General features: G+C 54.1%; 12 protein-coding genes and 3 tRNA genes. 8 read left to right on the forward strand and 7 right to left on the reverse strand.

Features of this window, described 5'->3' with window-relative positions; all coding sequences use genetic code 11:
* The first annotated feature begins 98 nt into the window (after positions 1–98).
* Both AB8B76_RS03685 and AB8B76_RS03690 read left to right on the forward strand, forming a co-directional pair.
* Complete coding sequence (locus tag AB8B76_RS03685) at positions 99–575, forward strand: DUF1289 domain-containing protein (RefSeq protein ID WP_405270388.1); 477 nt, start codon at positions 99–101, stop codon at positions 573–575.
* Positions 576–580: 5 nt separating this feature from the next.
* Positions 581–1,207, forward strand: coding sequence for a tRNA-(ms[2]io[6]A)-hydroxylase (locus tag AB8B76_RS03690; RefSeq protein ID WP_405270412.1), 627 nt, complete (start codon positions 581–583; stop codon positions 1,205–1,207).
* A 45-nt stretch (positions 1,208–1,252) separates the two neighbouring features.
* On the opposite strand, the gene AB8B76_RS03695 is transcribed toward AB8B76_RS03690, so the two are convergent.
* Together AB8B76_RS03695 and AB8B76_RS03700 are read right to left on the reverse strand one after the other, a co-directional pair.
* A complete protein-coding gene (locus AB8B76_RS03695; protein ID WP_405270390.1) occupies positions 1,253–1,972 on the reverse strand; it encodes a UDP-2,3-diacylglucosamine diphosphatase in 720 nt (239 codons plus the stop codon).
* Between the two features lie 21 nt (positions 1,973–1,993).
* Positions 1,994–2,503 (reverse strand): peptidylprolyl isomerase, encoded by a 510-nt coding sequence (locus tag AB8B76_RS03700; RefSeq protein ID WP_405270392.1) that lies wholly within the window; start codon positions 2,501–2,503, stop codon positions 1,994–1,996.
* Positions 2,504–2,846: 343 nt separating this feature from the next.
* On the opposite strand from AB8B76_RS03700, the gene AB8B76_RS03705 reads away from it, so the two are divergent.
* The 5 genes from AB8B76_RS03705 (at position 2,847) to AB8B76_RS03725 (ending at position 6,544) form a co-directional block, all read left to right on the forward strand.
* On the forward strand, positions 2,847–4,511 hold the full coding sequence (locus AB8B76_RS03705; protein WP_405270393.1) for a glutamine--tRNA ligase/YqeY domain fusion protein: 1,665 nt from the start codon (positions 2,847–2,849) through the stop codon (positions 4,509–4,511).
* Between the two features lie 25 nt (positions 4,512–4,536).
* A complete protein-coding gene (gene cysS / locus AB8B76_RS03710) occupies positions 4,537–5,925 on the forward strand; it encodes a cysteine--tRNA ligase (protein ID WP_405270395.1) in 1,389 nt (462 codons plus the stop codon).
* A gap of 129 nt (positions 5,926–6,054) precedes the next feature.
* Positions 6,055–6,131, forward strand: a tRNA-Pro gene (locus AB8B76_RS03715).
* Between the two features lie 111 nt (positions 6,132–6,242).
* Positions 6,243–6,318: transfer RNA gene (locus tag AB8B76_RS03720), tRNA-His, on the forward strand.
* Positions 6,319–6,467: 149 nt separating this feature from the next.
* Positions 6,468–6,544 (forward strand) — tRNA-Arg (locus AB8B76_RS03725).
* A gap of 157 nt (positions 6,545–6,701) precedes the next feature.
* On the opposite strand, the gene AB8B76_RS03730 is transcribed toward AB8B76_RS03725, so the two are convergent.
* Both AB8B76_RS03730 and AB8B76_RS03735 read right to left on the reverse strand, forming a co-directional pair.
* Positions 6,702–7,355 (reverse strand): fumarylacetoacetate hydrolase family protein, encoded by a 654-nt coding sequence (locus AB8B76_RS03730; RefSeq protein ID WP_405270397.1) that lies wholly within the window; start codon positions 7,353–7,355, stop codon positions 6,702–6,704.
* 86 nt (positions 7,356–7,441) lie between these two features.
* Positions 7,442–8,683: a response regulator gene (locus AB8B76_RS03735; RefSeq protein WP_405270399.1), complete on the reverse strand. Its 1,242-nt coding sequence runs from the start codon at positions 8,681–8,683 to the stop codon at positions 7,442–7,444.
* A 194-nt stretch (positions 8,684–8,877) separates the two neighbouring features.
* On the opposite strand from AB8B76_RS03735, the gene AB8B76_RS03740 reads away from it, so the two are divergent.
* Positions 8,878–10,023: a zinc-ribbon domain-containing protein gene (locus tag AB8B76_RS03740; protein ID WP_405270401.1), complete on the forward strand. Its 1,146-nt coding sequence runs from the start codon at positions 8,878–8,880 to the stop codon at positions 10,021–10,023.
* Positions 10,024–10,061: 38 nt separating this feature from the next.
* Here the strand turns inward: AB8B76_RS03740 and AB8B76_RS03745 are convergent, their stop codons facing one another.
* From AB8B76_RS03745 to AB8B76_RS03755, 3 genes are all read right to left on the reverse strand, one after another.
* Entirely contained in the window at positions 10,062–13,340 is a 3,279-nt protein-coding gene (locus tag AB8B76_RS03745; protein WP_405270403.1) for a two-component regulator propeller domain-containing protein, read from the reverse strand.
* Positions 13,341–13,385: 45 nt separating this feature from the next.
* Positions 13,386–14,015, reverse strand: a complete 630-nt coding sequence (locus AB8B76_RS03750; protein WP_405270405.1) for a TetR/AcrR family transcriptional regulator — start codon at positions 14,013–14,015, stop codon at positions 13,386–13,388.
* Positions 14,012–16,001 (reverse strand): efflux RND transporter permease subunit (locus AB8B76_RS03755; protein ID WP_405270407.1); only part of this gene is annotated, 1,990 nt, incomplete at its 5' end. The genes AB8B76_RS03755 and AB8B76_RS03750, both read right to left, overlap by 4 nt.

A 16,001-nucleotide genomic window follows, 5' to 3' on the forward strand; every position in this document is an offset into this window, starting at 1 on the left:
GAATCATCGGTGCATCTAGCGTCCAGAGCCATTATCCTTGCGCCACTTACATTCGTACCTAGTCGCCCGGCAGCTAACAAAGGAAACCCGTAGTCATCATGCAAGTCCTTCCCCGTGTCAAAACGCCCTGTATCGGCGTCTGCTCTACAGGCATTGGAGACAGCGTGTGCCGGGGGTGCAAGCGCTTTGCTCACGAAGTGATCAACTGGAACGGCTACACCGAGGATCAAAAACGCATTGTGGATGCCCGGCTTGCGCAGTTTCTAGCCCAATGCGTACAAAACCGTATGCGGGTCGTGGACGCAACGCTGTTGGCCTGGCAGCTACAGACTCAGCAGGTTCGTCACAATCCCGATCACGATCCCCATTGCTGGCTGTTTGCCTTGTTGAAGGCGGGGGCAGGGCAGATCGATGATCCCGCAGCCTTTGGTTTTGAGGTCGATGTACGATTCCGTCATGAGCCCTTACTGGCGCTGCGTGAACAGATCGATCAGGAGTACTTCGCCTTGTCGAGTGCTCATTACGACCGCTACCACTTGGTACCGGATCTATTCACAGAGGAGCAGATTTCGTGACAGCGATGATGGTGTCGGGTGTGGATATGTCGCCCATTCGTGACTTTCTGCTGTGTGATACACCCGAAGAGTGGGTGGCGGCGGCGGGCGCGCCGCAAAATCTCCATACTCTGCTCGTGGATCATGCCAACTGTGAAAAAAAGGCGGCGTCCACCGCGCTTAACCTGATGTACCGCTATGTAGAGCATCCTGCGCTCCTTCATAAGCTGTCGCGCCTCGCCCGAGAGGAGCTTCGACACTTTGAGCAGGTCCTGGCGATCATAGAAAAGCGTGGATTCGAGTATCCGCAGCTCACAGCCTCTGGTTATGCCGCGGGCTTACGCGCGCACGTCGACAAGAACGAGCCTTATCGTCTGCTGGATACCTTGTTAGTCGGTGCAATCATCGAAGCGCGCTCCTGTGAGCGTTTTGCCGCGGTGATACCCGTCGTGGACGAAGAGCTGGGTCAGTTTTATGCCAGTTTGCTGCGCTCGGAATCGCGCCACTTCACAGACTATCTAACGCTTGCCAAGGATTTGTTGCCGACTTTGGATCTAGAGAGCAGGCTGACTGCGCTTCTGGAGGCAGAGCGTGATTTGATTCAGGCGGTGGACGGAGAGTTTCGGTTTCACTCGGGAATGCCCACGATTTAGGCTGCAGATAAAACCTTTTATTTTACGTTAGCTTTTTGCGTTAAATTATTGATTTATATCGAATTCATTGAGATTTAGGTCGCCACCTTTAAGTTCGATATACCAGCCGGTTTTGTCCCAATCTCCCAGTACCCAACGGGTGCCCGCTGCCTCGTCATGCTTGGCTGGGCGATGGGTATGACCATGTATCAAGGTCGTGCACTGGGCCTCGTCCATCGTGCGAACCACTTCAGCCTCGGTGACGTCCATGATGTCATCGGCTTTGCGACTACCTGCATCCTTACTGGTCTTGCGGAGGTTCTCCGCCAGTTCTCGTCGTACCTCCAGGTTTTGAGTCAGAACGCTCGCCTGCCAGTTGGGGTCTCGGGCAAGAGCACGAAAAGCCTGATACTCCTCGTCGGCGGTGCAGAGACTGTCGCCATGCATGAGCAACAGACGCTGCCCGTCAATCTCCACAACGCTGGGGTCGGGCAGCAGCTGTCCGCCTACAGCAGACGCGAACTGTTCGCCCAAGAGAAAGTCACGATTGCCGTGCATGATGTATACGGCAGGACCCGATTGCTGATAATCAGCGAGAACACGAATAACCTCCTTGGCTATGGGGGTATCGTCGTCGTCGCCGATCCAGAATTCAAACAGATCGCCAAGGATGTAAAGCGCTGCCGCGTCTCGTCGTTGATCGAGAAACTCTGCAAGGGCCTGGGTCACATCGGGCCGAGACTCATCTAGGTGCAAGTCTGAAATAAAGAAGCAACGTTTACTCATGCCCGGGGCGGTGATTGTCGCTTAGCTTGCAGTTGCGTCTTCGTCGATCTCTACAGATTCGATAATCACGGTCTCTGCAGGAACATCCTGATGGCCGCCGCGAGAAGTCGTAGGAACCGCTCGGATTTTGTCCAGTACGTCGGCGCCATCAACCACCTTTCCAAACACTGCGTAGCCCCAGCCCTGCATGGTTTTGCCGCTGTGATTCAGGAAGTCGTTGTCTTTAACATTAATAAAGAATTGCGCGGTCGCTGAGTGGGGATCCATGGTGCGAGCCATGGCAACGGTGCCGAAATCGTTCTTAAGACCGTTATCCGCTTCGTTCTCGATGGGCTCTTTCGTTTCTTTTTGCTGCATATCAGCGTCAAAACCGCCGCCCTGGATCATGAAGTTATCAATGACGCGGTGAAAAATAGTCCCGTCGTAGAGTCCCTCGCGAGCGTACATCAGAAAGTTCGCTACCGAGGCCGGTGCTTTTTCGGCGTTAAGTTCGAGTTTGATCGGACCGTAAGTGGTGTTGAGGGTGACCATAGAAAATCCTTGTTCTGTATGGGTCGGCGATGTGCTTACCGAATGTGTTTTTCGCGGGTACGTTCTCGGCTTCGCTCTCGGATACGTTAGTCGCGTTCATTGTCATGCTTCGGGAGCCAGTGCAGCGCAGTGCCGCAGGCGTCTACCGCAGGGGCGCGATGGTACTTGTTTTGAAGCACAGTGAGAACCACTTGACTACTTTTATGATGCCGTTTGTTTACTGAATAGCGGTACTTATTCTGTACAAGGTAGCAGGGGGCGGGATTTGGCAATTCTCCGTGCTGACGCCCTGCAGTCGCTGCCGGTATACTACGCCGCTTTTTGACGGGCGGAGGCCCTTATTGTGGAATCTGGTACGGCCAGTAACAACTTTTTGCGCTCGCTCATTGCGGAAGATCTTCGATCAGGGAAGGTCCCAAAGATCGTCACGCGTTTCCCCCCGGAGCCTAATGGATATCTGCATATTGGTCATGCGAAGTCCATTAGTGTGAACTTTGGATTGGCGGAAGAATTCAACGGCATTTGCCGTCTGCGGTTTGACGATACCAATCCCGAGAAGGAAAGCCAGGAGTTCATCGAGTCGATTCAGGCTGACGTGGCCTGGCTAGGATACACGTGGGAAGGTCCCGTGCGTTTCGCTTCGAGCTATTTTGAGACGCTCTACAGTTGGGCAGAGTACCTCGTAGAGCAAGGTAAGGCCTATGTCGATGATTTGAGTCCTGATGAAGCGCGCGAATACCGCGGTACGCTTACAGAACCCGGCCGTAATAGCCCCTTTCGAGATCGCTCTGCGGAAGAGAATCTGGATCTGTTGCGGCGAATGCGCGCCGGTGAGTTCGCCGATGGAGAGCGGGTGCTTAGAGCCAAGATCGACATGGCCAGCCCCAATATGAATCTTCGCGACCCGATTCTGTATCGAATTCGCAAGGCTCACCACCATCAAACCGGTGATGCCTGGCCGATATATCCCACCTACGATTTTGCCCATGGGCAGGAAGATGCCATCGAGGGTGTCACACATTCCATTTGTACCTTGGAGTTTGAGGACCACAGGCCGCTTTACGAGTGGTTTATCAGCAATCTGCCGGTGGAAAGCCAGCCAAGACAGTTTGAGTTTGGTCGCTTAAACACCAGCTATACCATCACGAGTAAGCGCAAGCTAAAGCAGCTGGTAGATGAGGCTATTGTAGATTCCTGGGACGATCCAAGAATGCCAACGGTAGCCGGTATGCGTCGTCGCGGATACACGCCGGCAGCGATTCGTCACTTCTGCGAAATGGTGGGTACATCGCGCTCCGATGGAGTTGTGGATGTGGCCATGCTTGAGCACGCGATCCGTGATGACCTGAATCAGAACGCGCCCCGCGCGATGTGCGTACTCAATCCGCTCAAACTGACCCTGCGCAATGTGCCCGAAGGCCACGCGCCAATCGCTGCCGCCGCGCATCCGTCCAGAGATGAGTTGGGCGAGCGGAGCCTGCCTTTTTCTGCAAACCTGTTTATCGATGCTGAGGACTTCAGGGAAGAGGCGAACAAGAAGTTTAAGCGCTTGGTGCTCGGCAAGCGGGTGCGTCTCCGGAATGCCTACGTCATAGAAGCTGTAGATGTAGAGAAGAACGCTGACGGAGAGATCGTAGGAGTCATCGCAGATCTTATTGAAGGCACTTTGGGTAACGATCCCGCGGATGGAGTAAAGCCCAAGGGCGTCATTCATTGGGTTGAGGCAGCATCAGCGGTCCCCGCAACGATTCGTCTCTACGACCGTTTATTCACCGATCCGGCTCCCGATCGCGGTGGAGCGGATTTTATGGAATTTTTGAATCCCGACTCCCTGCGGGTTGCAGAAGGCGCGCTGCTAGAACCCGGTGCCGCGACTGCCAGTCCTGAGTCGCGATTCCAGTTTGAGCGAGAGGGCTACTTTGTCGCTGACCGCTATGACCATAGCGCTGAGGCGCCGGTGTTCAATCAAACCATAGGCTTGCGAGACGTTTGGGCGAGCAAGACCTGATGTTAGTTTTAAGGAATTAGCCAAAGTGGATCTTCAGCTCTACAACACGCGAGCCAGAGGCAAAGAAGTCTTTAGCCCCATCGACCCTGATCGCGTCACCATGTATGTATGCGGGCCAACGGTTTACAACCTGGCCCACATCGGGAATGCCCGTCCCGTGGTGGTCTTTGATACCTTGTTTCGTGTGCTGCAAACCCGTTACGACGAGGTGGTTTACGCGCGCAACATTACCGATATCGACGACAAGATCATGCAGGCGGCGCGGGAGCAGGGCGTCGCCATCGATGTGATCTCGCAGGAGTTCACAAAGAAGTATCGAGAAGATACGGCGGAGCTAAATGCACTGCCGCCTACGCTGGAGCCGCACGCGACAGACAACATTGGGCCGATGATTGCGCTCACAGAGACCCTGATTGAACGAGAGCATGCCTATGCCTCAGAAGGTCACGTGCTCTTCGATGTGACGTCTATGGAAGATTACGGGCAGTTGTCCGGCCGTTCCCTTGACGACATGCTGGCGGGTGCTCGAGTGGAAGTGGCGAGTTATAAGCGCCATCCCGGCGATTTTGTTCTGTGGAAGCCTTCCAGCGACGACGAGCCTGGTTGGGATAGCCCTTGGGGCCGCGTGAGACCTGGGTGGCATCTCGAATGTTCAGCGATGATACGAGAGCATCTGGGGCCGACTATTGATATTCACGGTGGCGGTCGAGATCTTATCTTCCCGCACCATGAAAACGAGCTCGCGCAAAGCTGCTGCGCGTTTGGCGATGAGTTTGTACGCGTGTGGATGCACAACGCTTTTCTGGATATGGACGGCGAGAAGATGTCCAAGTCTTTGGGGAATGTTGCGACCATACGCGAGCTGCTCACACGGTATCGTGGCGAAGTGCTTCGCTTTGCCTTGCTGTCTGCTCACTATCGTTCGCCCCTTAATTTTTCCGAGGCTTTGTTGGAGCAGGCGGAACAAACGCTCACGAACTTCTACAACACCTTACGTGGAATACAACATATCGAGCTGGATACGGATGTGGCTCTTGAAGGCGAGGCGTTTTATTCGGCGCTCTGTGACGACTTGAACACGCCTCTGGCTATCAGTGAGCTTCATGTTATTGCCCGGGATATCAACAAGGCCCAGGAGGCTGACAAGCCTGTGCTAAAGGCTCGATTTCTTGCGGCAGGAAATCTCATGGGAATACTCCAGCAAGATCCTCTGGAGTGGCTGCAGGGTGAAAGCGCTGCGGGCGCGGGTGCCTTGGATGGCGCAACGGTAGATGCGCTTATCGCGGAGCGCACGGCGGCCAAGGCAGATGGAAATTACGCGCGGGCAGACGAAATTCGCGAGGAACTCACCGCGGCCGGCATCGTGCTGGAAGACTCAGCCCAAGGAACCTTGTGGCGACGGGTAAACAGTTAGGTTTTTGATTGACGAGGGTGGGGCGGATGAGTAACATTCGCGCTCCCTAAATCGGGCTTGCTCACAGATCACGAGAAAGGTAGTGTGAACTGTGTGTAGGGGTAAGGTTTTAAAGGTACAAAGTTACATCGGGGTATAGCGCAGTCTGGTAGCGCGCCTGCTTTGGGAGCAGGATGTCGGGAGTTCGAATCTCTCTACCCCGACCACCTTTGTTTAAAGCCGAATCTGCACACCCCTCCGAAAGAGCGCTACTAACTTGGCATAGAGCGAGCTTTGCTCAGACCGGTATGCCATAGGTGCTTGGAAACCGTTTAGTGGTGGCCGTAGCTCACCAGGTAGAGCACCGGATTGTGACTCCGGAGGTAGCGGGTTCAAGACCCGTCGGCCACCCCATTTTTTTCAAAAATTTGAAACCCCCAAGCGTCGGGCACTTTTGGTCAATCCTTCAATGGTTTCCCGTTGCTTTGCGCCTGAAAGGCCGTTTAATGGTTTCATCACAGGCGCGCAGCACCTACAATTGCGCAGCAGCTTTCTTGATCTACGCGCTCATAGCTCAGCTGGATAGAGCATCGGCCTTCTAAGCCGGCGGTCGGGGGTTCGAATCCTCCTGGGCGCGCCAATCACAAAGGGTACGTACCGGAGACATCCTTTGCACTTTATACCGGGATACCGGGCACATAGTTCCGGACACATGGTTCCGCACTGATAGTTTACGGCTCCAGTGTAGAAAGATTCACTACGGGGTTCTATCCGGAGGACCTCCCCGACGACGAATATTAGTCTCTAGAAGCTATGCCGTGTCTCAATGTCGGTAGTCCGTCGATACAGGCTTCAATCACGTCCCCAGGCTTAAGCGCCCCAACACCAGCGGGCGTACCCGTAAAAATGAGGTCGCCGGGCTGTAAGGTAAACAGCGTCGACAGTGTGCTGATGATTTCGGCAGTACTCCAAATCATGTCGCTGATATCACCCGTCTGACGACACTCTCCATTGACGCTGAGCGAGATTTTTCCGTTGCTGATATGCCCACAGCGATCCACCGGGCTGATGGCCGCAATCGGTGCTGACTGGTCAAAGCCTTTTGCCGTATCCCAGGGCCGTCCGGTTTTCTTAGCCGTTGCCTGAAGGTCTCTGCGCGTCAGATCATTTCCCACCGCGTAACCAAAGACGTGGTCGAGTGCGGCAGAGGGGGCAATGTTTTGTCCGCGCACTGCAATCGCTATCACCAGTTCTACTTCATGGTGCAGATTGCTAGTGGCGCTGGGGTAGGGCACATCACTGCCGTCGGCGGCTACGGCATCAGCAGGCTTTGTAAAAAAAAACGGCGGTTCTCGCTGAGGGTCCGCGCCCATTTCTTTGGCGTGCTCGGCGTAGTTCCTACCCACACAAAAGATGCGTCGCACAGGAAAAATCGCATCAGTATCGAGCACAGCTACTCCCGCAGGCAGCATCGGTTGAAGCACATATTGATCAGATTTTGCGGCCCTTGCCAAAATAGCTACCTCTCCACGCGCGCCTAGGACGCTCGCAGTTTTTTGGTAGCGCTATGCACGCGCTTTGTCGGATCGCGTTGCGCGTCCTCCAGGGCGCTCAAGGCTTCGTAGAGCATGTCACGAACGGACATGTGGCGTTTGACTCCGGCGACCCCGGCATGCAGCTTTAATCCGGAATGGCGCTTGGCGAGCATGCCTTCCATCTCCATGACGAAGGTAGAGATGAGATTGTGGCCGACGGCTTCTGACGTTGATTCAAGGATCACCGCTAAGGTCTTGGGTTGTAGGATGCTAACCGTGACGCTTGAAGGAAATCGCGCGAGAACACCACTTTGCAGCTCTAGCATGACTGTGCGAGCATCCAGAGATAGGTCGAGGGTGTTCTCATCGAGTGCGGGCGATACGCCGATGAAAATTAGGCAATTACCTTCGGAGAGTTCCCAGTTTTCGGGATCCCTCGTTGTTTGGCCGAGATCTCTTAGCAGCAACAGCTTGCAGGGGCGTCGCAAATGCTCGCTCGACGTTGCCAGTACTGATCCCAAAAACAGTCCGTCGTTTGGCAAGTTTATGGCGATGGACGGAAGATAGACCTGCTCATCGGAATCAATAGCCTTCTGAAGTGGATGAGAGCCCTCAGGTGGTGGGGGTGATATAGATATCACATCTCCCCAATGCAGACTTCGAAGCTCATCGGCGGGGCGCTCGAGGATTTCGCAAGCTTCATTGTCAAAGTCGTAGATCAATCCATCATCGTCGATGTATAGCTTGGCTCTACCGACAAGCTCGCCAATGTCTGCAAGCTGCCGCGCGGTCTCTCTTTCTCTGCGGATGCCCTCGAGTCGGCGAACTGCAAGCGTGATGTGATCTCTAGTTTGCAGATCAATGTGATCGCCATTTTTCTGGATGAATCCCACAGGCTCGCAAGCAGCGGCAATGTTAAATACCGCAGGGTCAAAATCCGCAAATGCTGTTAAAAATATTGACGGGATGTTGTAAGTGTCTTTGGCATAGGCAGCCAGTTCCAGACCGTCACGATCCCCGACGGTAAATCGAGGGCTGTCTGTAAGGTTGATGTCTGTGACGAGAAGGTCAATGCCGCCTCGATCCAGAAGGGCTTTCGCATCACCGAAGCTCGACGCTTCGGCCACAACGCTGATGCCTACATCCAATGCCTCTATGAAATAAATGAGCTCAGACCTGAAGTCGAGCTCATTCTCTACGACAAGTGCTTGATACTCAGGCTGAAATGGTGAGATCGATGGCATTCGAGGCGGCCTTGGTTCACACTTTTCGTTTAAGAAACATTATAAAGTTTCACATAAGATGGACATGCGTGAAACTCAGCGAATAATAAATCATTACGTTGCTATCATGCGCTGTTGATGTCCGAAAAGGTACCTTCTTTATCGGTTGACAGCACCGTATGATGCGTTGCGAATAAGCGAGGAAATTGAGCCGAATGAGCGAATCACAGAAAGCGAATAGTCTTCCCGAGGGCGTCGTACTGCCACCGCGGTTTCAGGAGTTCACCGGCGCTGAGCTGATGAGTCGTTTTGTTTCCAGTGACGATGGGAGTGCGTTTTCATCGCTCGCGGAAGATTCGAGGGTCATGTGCACATGGCGCTGCCCCGGTGGCCACGAATATCGAGAAACCCGCTCCTCTCATCGTCGAAGTCGCGGTTGTGGTATCTGTGCGGGATCTGTAGCGACTCGTATGCCAGGGTTGCTGGCGTTTTGGGATGATGATCTCAATGAATGCTCACCTACCAATATCTCGGCCTACGATCGCGAAAGGCGTTTTTGGCGTTGCGAGAATGGCCACTCATTCGCTCGTGCGCCATATCGCGTGCTGTCCACCGGGCACCGCTGTCAGGAGTGCCGCCGGGAAGGAAAAACCGAGTGGAAGATTTCCGGAAAGAAAGACCCCTCCCTTAGCCTGGTTGATACTCACCCCGGTCTGGTAGAGCAGTGGGACTACCAGCGCAATGCGCGGGGACCAGAAGAGTTTGCTCCGGGAAGCCAGCGTGAAGCATTTTGGATATGCGACAACGGGCATTCGTGGAGCTCTCCCATTTGCCATCGAACAAGCACGGCGCGCCATCAAGCTACCTGTCAGTCTTGTAAGGCCATAGCGTTTAGTGCGCCGGAACTTGCGAAGGAGCTGCATCCCACACTCAATCCGCCGGACACGGCGGTTACCCAGCGCAAGAGTTCCAACGAGTCACTCCACTGGCTTTGCGACAAGGGGCATGTGTTCAGCGCTTCTGTGGTCGCGCGGTTGCGAGCCAACTATCCGGCGTCGTGTAACAAGTGTCGGGCGATCGCTGTGAAGGCGCCTAATTTGATTGGCGCCTGCTGGGCTGCAGAGCTTAATGGCGGGCTTGATCCAGAGGCGCTGGGGACGTCAAGTCCCGAGGTGGCCTATTGGGTGAAGTTGCAGTACTTAAGTGTCGCGGTAGATCAACGCGAATCGAAGCACTATGAAAGAACCCGGATAGGGTACCGCTATCGTAGGTATCTTCGGAATCGTGTCCGCGAGGACTCGCTGATAGTGGCAGCGCGAGATTCACAGGAGAAGTTGCTCTATGGGTCGGCCGGAGCTTAGTTCCTAAGGCTCACATTGAAGCGATATAAGACTCGGGCTCAGGTATGTTCGACCGCTGAGTTAGTTGCACGATGAGCCGATGTCGGTGAAGCCGCGGATGGCTCAGGCGCCGACCCGATGGCTTTCGATTTCAGGACGAGCTCGAAGTGCATGCCGTTATCGTTGTAGAGACGTGGCTCTCCGCCGAGTTCTCTGGCTAATCCCACAATCTGGCCAAAGCCCTTTAGCTCGGAGTAACGTTTGCGTACGTAGGCGGCTGTAATTTCGTCAGGATCCAGGCCTTCACCGTTGTCACGGTAGTGAAATCGCACCTCGTTCTTGAGGTCACACTTTTTCAAAGACATAGATGCTAGGTAGGGAGTCTCGGTCTGGATGGTGTGTTTGTAGGTATTCGTGAGCAACTCATTCACGATCAGCCCGAGATATTGCGCTTTCGAGTAGGTGACGTAAATGTCATCAAGATCAAACTCGATGGGCCTCCCATCAACATCGTGGAACAAGTCACGGACGCCGTGACTCACGCGTTGGATCATTGTCGCGACGTTAACGTCCGTTCGATCTGAGCGCTGTAACAACTGGTGCACGGCTTTCTGAACTTTGAGTCGCGCGTTTAGGTTGGCCAAAGACTCCTTGGTTTCTGTTTGCTTTGCCGATCGTTGCATGGAGCTTACGTTCGCCGAGAAGTTGGTCAGGAGGTTACCCACTCGGTGGTGTAGCTCTCGCAGTAGGATCTCTTTTTCGCTCAAGCGGCCACGCATCTCCGCTTCAAATACCTCTCGTTTACGACCCGCCTCCTCGAGTACCCTGGCTTGATTGTCGCGACTACGCCGTTGCATAGCCAGCAGCAGGGCTGCCATAAACAGGGTTCCTGGTATCACATATCGAAGATCAAAGAACCATAAAATGTAGATCGGAGGTTTAATATCTACGGTGACCGATAGCGGTTCCGAAGCGATGTCTCCGTTGGTATCGATCATCGCGATCTCGATGGGAATCTCCCCCCAGGACTGTTGCCTCGTGAGTTGGATAGTCGGGCCACTTTGGGGGAGCCACTCGTCGGTTCCTGCGAAGCGCATCGCGTGGTTCAGTTCGATGGCTTGTACATGATTGTCATAGCCATAGTTTATTTCGAGCAGCCCGTTGGATGCCGCTGAATAGTCCACCGGCAAAGTAGCCCCGCTTCCATTGGCACTGAAAACGGCGGGACCAAAGGGCTCTCCGTTGAGGGTACTGTCTGTCCAAAACAGTCGCAGCTTGTCTCCCGAGGACCTAATGGGCTCTTTAAATACCACGGGGACTTTTGCCGAAATAAATAGACGATCGCCGTTCGGTGCCCGCAGGTTCGCGTGAGGGCTGTAATCAAACTCGTTGGACGGAAGGCCATCGGAATAGGTTAGGTGGGCAAGCATTTCCTGCTTGCTTAGATCAAAGGTATAGATCCCTTGATTGGTTGCAACCCAGAGGGAATTCTCTTCATCGAGCATGAGATGCCAGATAGTGCTCCGTTCCAGGTACTGTTCGATCACAGGTACTTTTTGAGGCGCGTAGCGCTGGCTTTGAATCATCCCCTGGCTCAAATGCCGGACGCCTACGTTTTCAATTCCCAGGAACACGCCGCCGTTGCCGTCGGGTTCCACAGCGAACACGATGCCATCGGGTAAATCTTCGATGAGGTGTTTCGTGTATTGACCGTCTGTGCCGCGCTCAAGGAAAAACGCTGCGTTTTGATCAACAGCAATGTACTGGGCATTACTCAACCGATAGACGCCGATTAAGGTTTCTTCATCAGAGATTTGAGTCATGTCTATTTGCGGTGGGGCGTCGGGTGTATTGAGGATGCGAATTTCAAAAAGGCCCAGGAAGTAAAATGACCCCAACCATGCGTCGGGGCCTACCTCAGCGAGACCGCTAAGTCCCGCGCCCTGCATACTACGACCATCCGCAGTTTCCGTGAGGTTCGCTACCTGGCCGTTGCTGCGATCGACAACATCCATGCCACCGACGAGGTAACCTGCGAGCAAATTTTTATCGCTTACAGCCATAGCGGTGATTGGGCTTTGCCCTACCGTTTCGGGGTTTATGCGTAACTTTTGACGAGATTCACGTGGCAGCGTGTCGCGAAATTCTGTAAAGCGTTGGGCGTCTAAATCTCCGACCCATAAGTTTTGTCCACCCAGGAACAGCTCATCGTCGGAGGCTGCAAGACTCATAATGACCCCCGCATCGTAGGCGCTCGCTGTCTGTAAAACGGTGAAGCTAGTGTCCAGGGCGTAGTACAGGCCGTAGTAAGTCCCTATCCATATATTCCCCACCGTATCCACGGATATGAATCGAACCTCATTGCCTCTGCCGGGAAGCCTGACAATGTCTGTAACACCGTCTTTGAGTCGCACAATACTGGGGCCCGCTGCGAACCATGCGCTTGTAGGTGTCTCGGCTGCCATCGCGCGGTAATACCCCTGAGTGTCTCCACTTAGGGGGTTGATGTTTGAGGAAACTGTAGTGGCTTTAGTCGAGTCGTCCTCCAAAGGGGAGTACACGAGACCTTCTTCTCTGTCTAACCAGATCAGCGAGTTGCCGTCGGTTTCAAGTTGTATCACCGGACTTGCAGATTGCCGAGTGGCGACGAGTTCGAATGTGTCGCCGGTAAATTTCAGTCTATAGATCCGTCCTGACATTCCACCGACAAAGACATCGCCGTCAAAGACCGTTGCCGATAGCAAGCTTTCATCGGCCAAAAAGCCGATGTCGCTGAAAGTCTCGACATCGCCGTCGTTGATTAAAACGAGAGTTCCGCTGTTGCATACAGCCAACAAAGAGCCACTGAGGTCGATGATCTCGAGAACGTCCAGAGGAGTAGCAAAGCTCTCATCTGACTGAACGACAATACTAAAATCATCGGCATCTTTTCCCAGCTTAGAGATGCCTCTTGTAGTCCCGACCCAGATGGTGCCCTGAGGATCTTCGTGGATTGTGTTAATGACACCTGAGGGTAAGCCACTTCTGCCATCCCGTGTCTGCCGCCAGGTTGTTTGCTGGCCAGACTTGTATTGGACGAGTCCTTCCCGCGTTCCCGCCCAAAGGTAGCCGCCCCGGCTCACGTGCACTGTGCGAACCGATGCCTGGGGCAACTCAATGTCGTCAAAAGGGCGTACCACAAACGCTTCTCGCACAACGGAACTTACGGAGCCGCTAGAGTAGGTTGCCTGTTCCGGGCTTAAGTCAGGGGGAGGGCTGAGTACGCGTGCCTCTGCAGCGATCTGAGGAAAAAACGCAGTAACAATGATGCAAAGAACAGTGAGAGAGACGACGCGCATGGGGCAGGGCTGTGAAATCGCGAGGGGATGAGTTTCGCAGTGTATCTAAGGTGGAGGCATTTCACAGGAGTTTTGTAGCCCGGCCATGAAAATCCGTGTGCTGCTATCCAGCATCGCGGGAATGTCTGCGTTGGGGTAAAAGTAGGGCAGCTTTCCACTCATAGAAATGGCACTCATGCCGTGAACCATCGACCAAAGCTTCACGGAAAGGTCCAGTTCATCAATACCCTGAAGACCCTGCTCCGTGACGAAGGCCCTAACGGCGTCTACGAGCATGTAAAACCCCGATGATTTTTTATCAAAGCTGTCTACATCCATCGCGCGAGCACCAATATCGCCCCACATGAGGTCATAAAAGGCAGCTTTTTCGATAACGTACTCGAGGTAAGCGTGACCAATGGCAATGATGCTTTCTATGCTGCCTTGTTGCGTGCGGTCGACAGCTTTCTGAACGCGCTCCCCGAGTCCATAGTAGGCAAGCTGGCTGACCGCTTCTAACAGCGCATCGCGATCCCGGAAGTGTCGATAGGGAGCCGCGTTGCTGACGCCCGCCTGACGGGCGGCGTCTGCCATAGCAAAGTTCAAAGAGCCGCTGGCTTCAATGAGTTCGGACGCAGCCAGAATCAAGGTATTGCGCAAATTGCCATGGTGATAGGTCTTGGCCGCGAGGCTCATGCCACATTACTCATAGTTTGCTTGCGCCTGCTCTCGAACAGCGTCGGATGCTGCTCGGCTTGAAGGCGGCGGTGTTTGCGTCTGTAGCAAAGCATAAACATGGGGGGAATATAAAAGAATGAGACGACGGTGGATAGTAAAACCCCGCCCGCGATAGCCATAGCAAAGGGCGGCCAAAACTGGCTGCCCTCTAATATGAGGGGTAGAAATCCGCCAAAGGTCGTGATGGTGGTAGAGACAATATGGCGGCTCGAATCCATCACCACGTCTCGAACAGCGTCTGGCTCACCTCGAGCGGCACGTGTATCTAACTGCAGAGCCGTGAGGATGATGATTGCGGCGTTGATGGACACGCCGATAGATCCAATGACACCGATGAGGGCTTGCACGCCAAAGGGATAGCGAAAAATAGCGAGAGATAGCAGACTCAATCCCATGGATAAAACGAATACGGAGAATGCTACCGCTGATAGCCTCCAGGAGTTGAAGGTGAGTACGATGGTTGCAAGCAATGCAGAGACTATCAGTCCCATAGGCGCAATGATGTTCTGTACTACGCTCGCCCTAGCGTCGGAGTTGCCGCCAAATTGATAACGATACCCAAAAGGCAATACGACGGGATCTTCGTCAAGAATTGCCTGTAGATCCTTAAGCGCACCCTCGGCGAGTACACCGCGGGTAACAAAGCCTTGTACCGTGTTGATGCGTTCTCCATCTCTCCGTGTAATGGGGCTGTTGGCAGGCTCAAGACTGAATCGTCCAAGAGTACTCAGGCTGATGCTTTGAAGGGTTCGGCTATCACCATCGGAAGAAGGTAAGGGGAGTCGGATGCTGGCAATTTGCTCAGGGTCTGCCCAGTCAGTTTCGTTGAGTCGGGCGCGCACAGGTAGGCGCTGCGTGCCTTCCAAAATCTCTCCACCAACGCGTCCTCGAAGCGCGGCGTCCAAGGTTTCTGCGACGGTCGCTAGGTCGAGTCCGGCCATGCGGACCCGCTGCTCATCCAGTTTAAATACAAGCTTGGGGGCTCCCGCAACCAAACCGGTACTGCTGTGAGTGATATCGTGTACCCGTTCCATGCGCAGACGAAACTCCTCCCCAAGCTGCCGGAGGGTTTCGAGGTCGGGACCCAGTACATCAATCTCCAAGGGGGCGGCAACCGGCGGTCCCTGTTCTATCCCGAGAACCACAATGCGCGCTTGAGGATATTCTGCATCAAGTTCTGTTTGCAGCCTTCGGATCAGATCATCGGTTTGGTTTTCGTCTCGCGTCAGAACCATGGCCTGGGCATAGCTTGGTATACCTTCTTTATTGCGTACGAGGTTGTAGTAAAACTGGGGTGAGCTTTCGCCTACGGTCCAATCCACCCGTCGAATGAGCGGCTCGCCACGCAAACGCTCGTCCAATTCCTGCACAAGCTCATAGGTATCCATGATCGAACGGCCCGGGGGCAGGGTAACTTTGAGCGACAGTTGGTCGCGATCTGTTCCCGGGAAAAACTGAGCCGTGAGTGTGGGAAAGGCGAGGAAGCCCGCCAAGGGGAGGGCCAGTGCCAGAGCGACTGAGCCGCCAGGGTGGCGAATAGACCAGTCCAGAGCGCGAGATAGAGCGCGTCCCATGGCGCCGCTTGATAGACCCGTTTCCCACCAGTGGGAGCCTTTATTGAGACCGCCGGGGAGTAAGCGTGCCGCCAATACCGGGGTGATCACCAAAGCTAACACTAGTGAAGATCCCAGCATAATGACTACCGCTTTTGCGATAGAGCCTAAAAAGTCTCCTGCGGGGCCCGGTAAAATAACCATGGGTACAAATGCGAGAATATTCGTGGCGGTAGAAGAGAGAAGGGGCATGCGCATGCGGTGCACGGACTCACCGATAGCGTCCAAAGGCGGTTCCGCTGCTAATAGACGCTTGCGTACCTCATCGGTCATTACGATAGAGCCGTCGACCAATAGACCTAGTGCCACCACCAGACCCGTCACTGACATT

Origin of the sequence: Congregibacter sp. (assembly GCF_045107095.1) — a bacterium.
GTDB lineage: Bacteria > Pseudomonadota > Gammaproteobacteria > Pseudomonadales > Halieaceae > Congregibacter.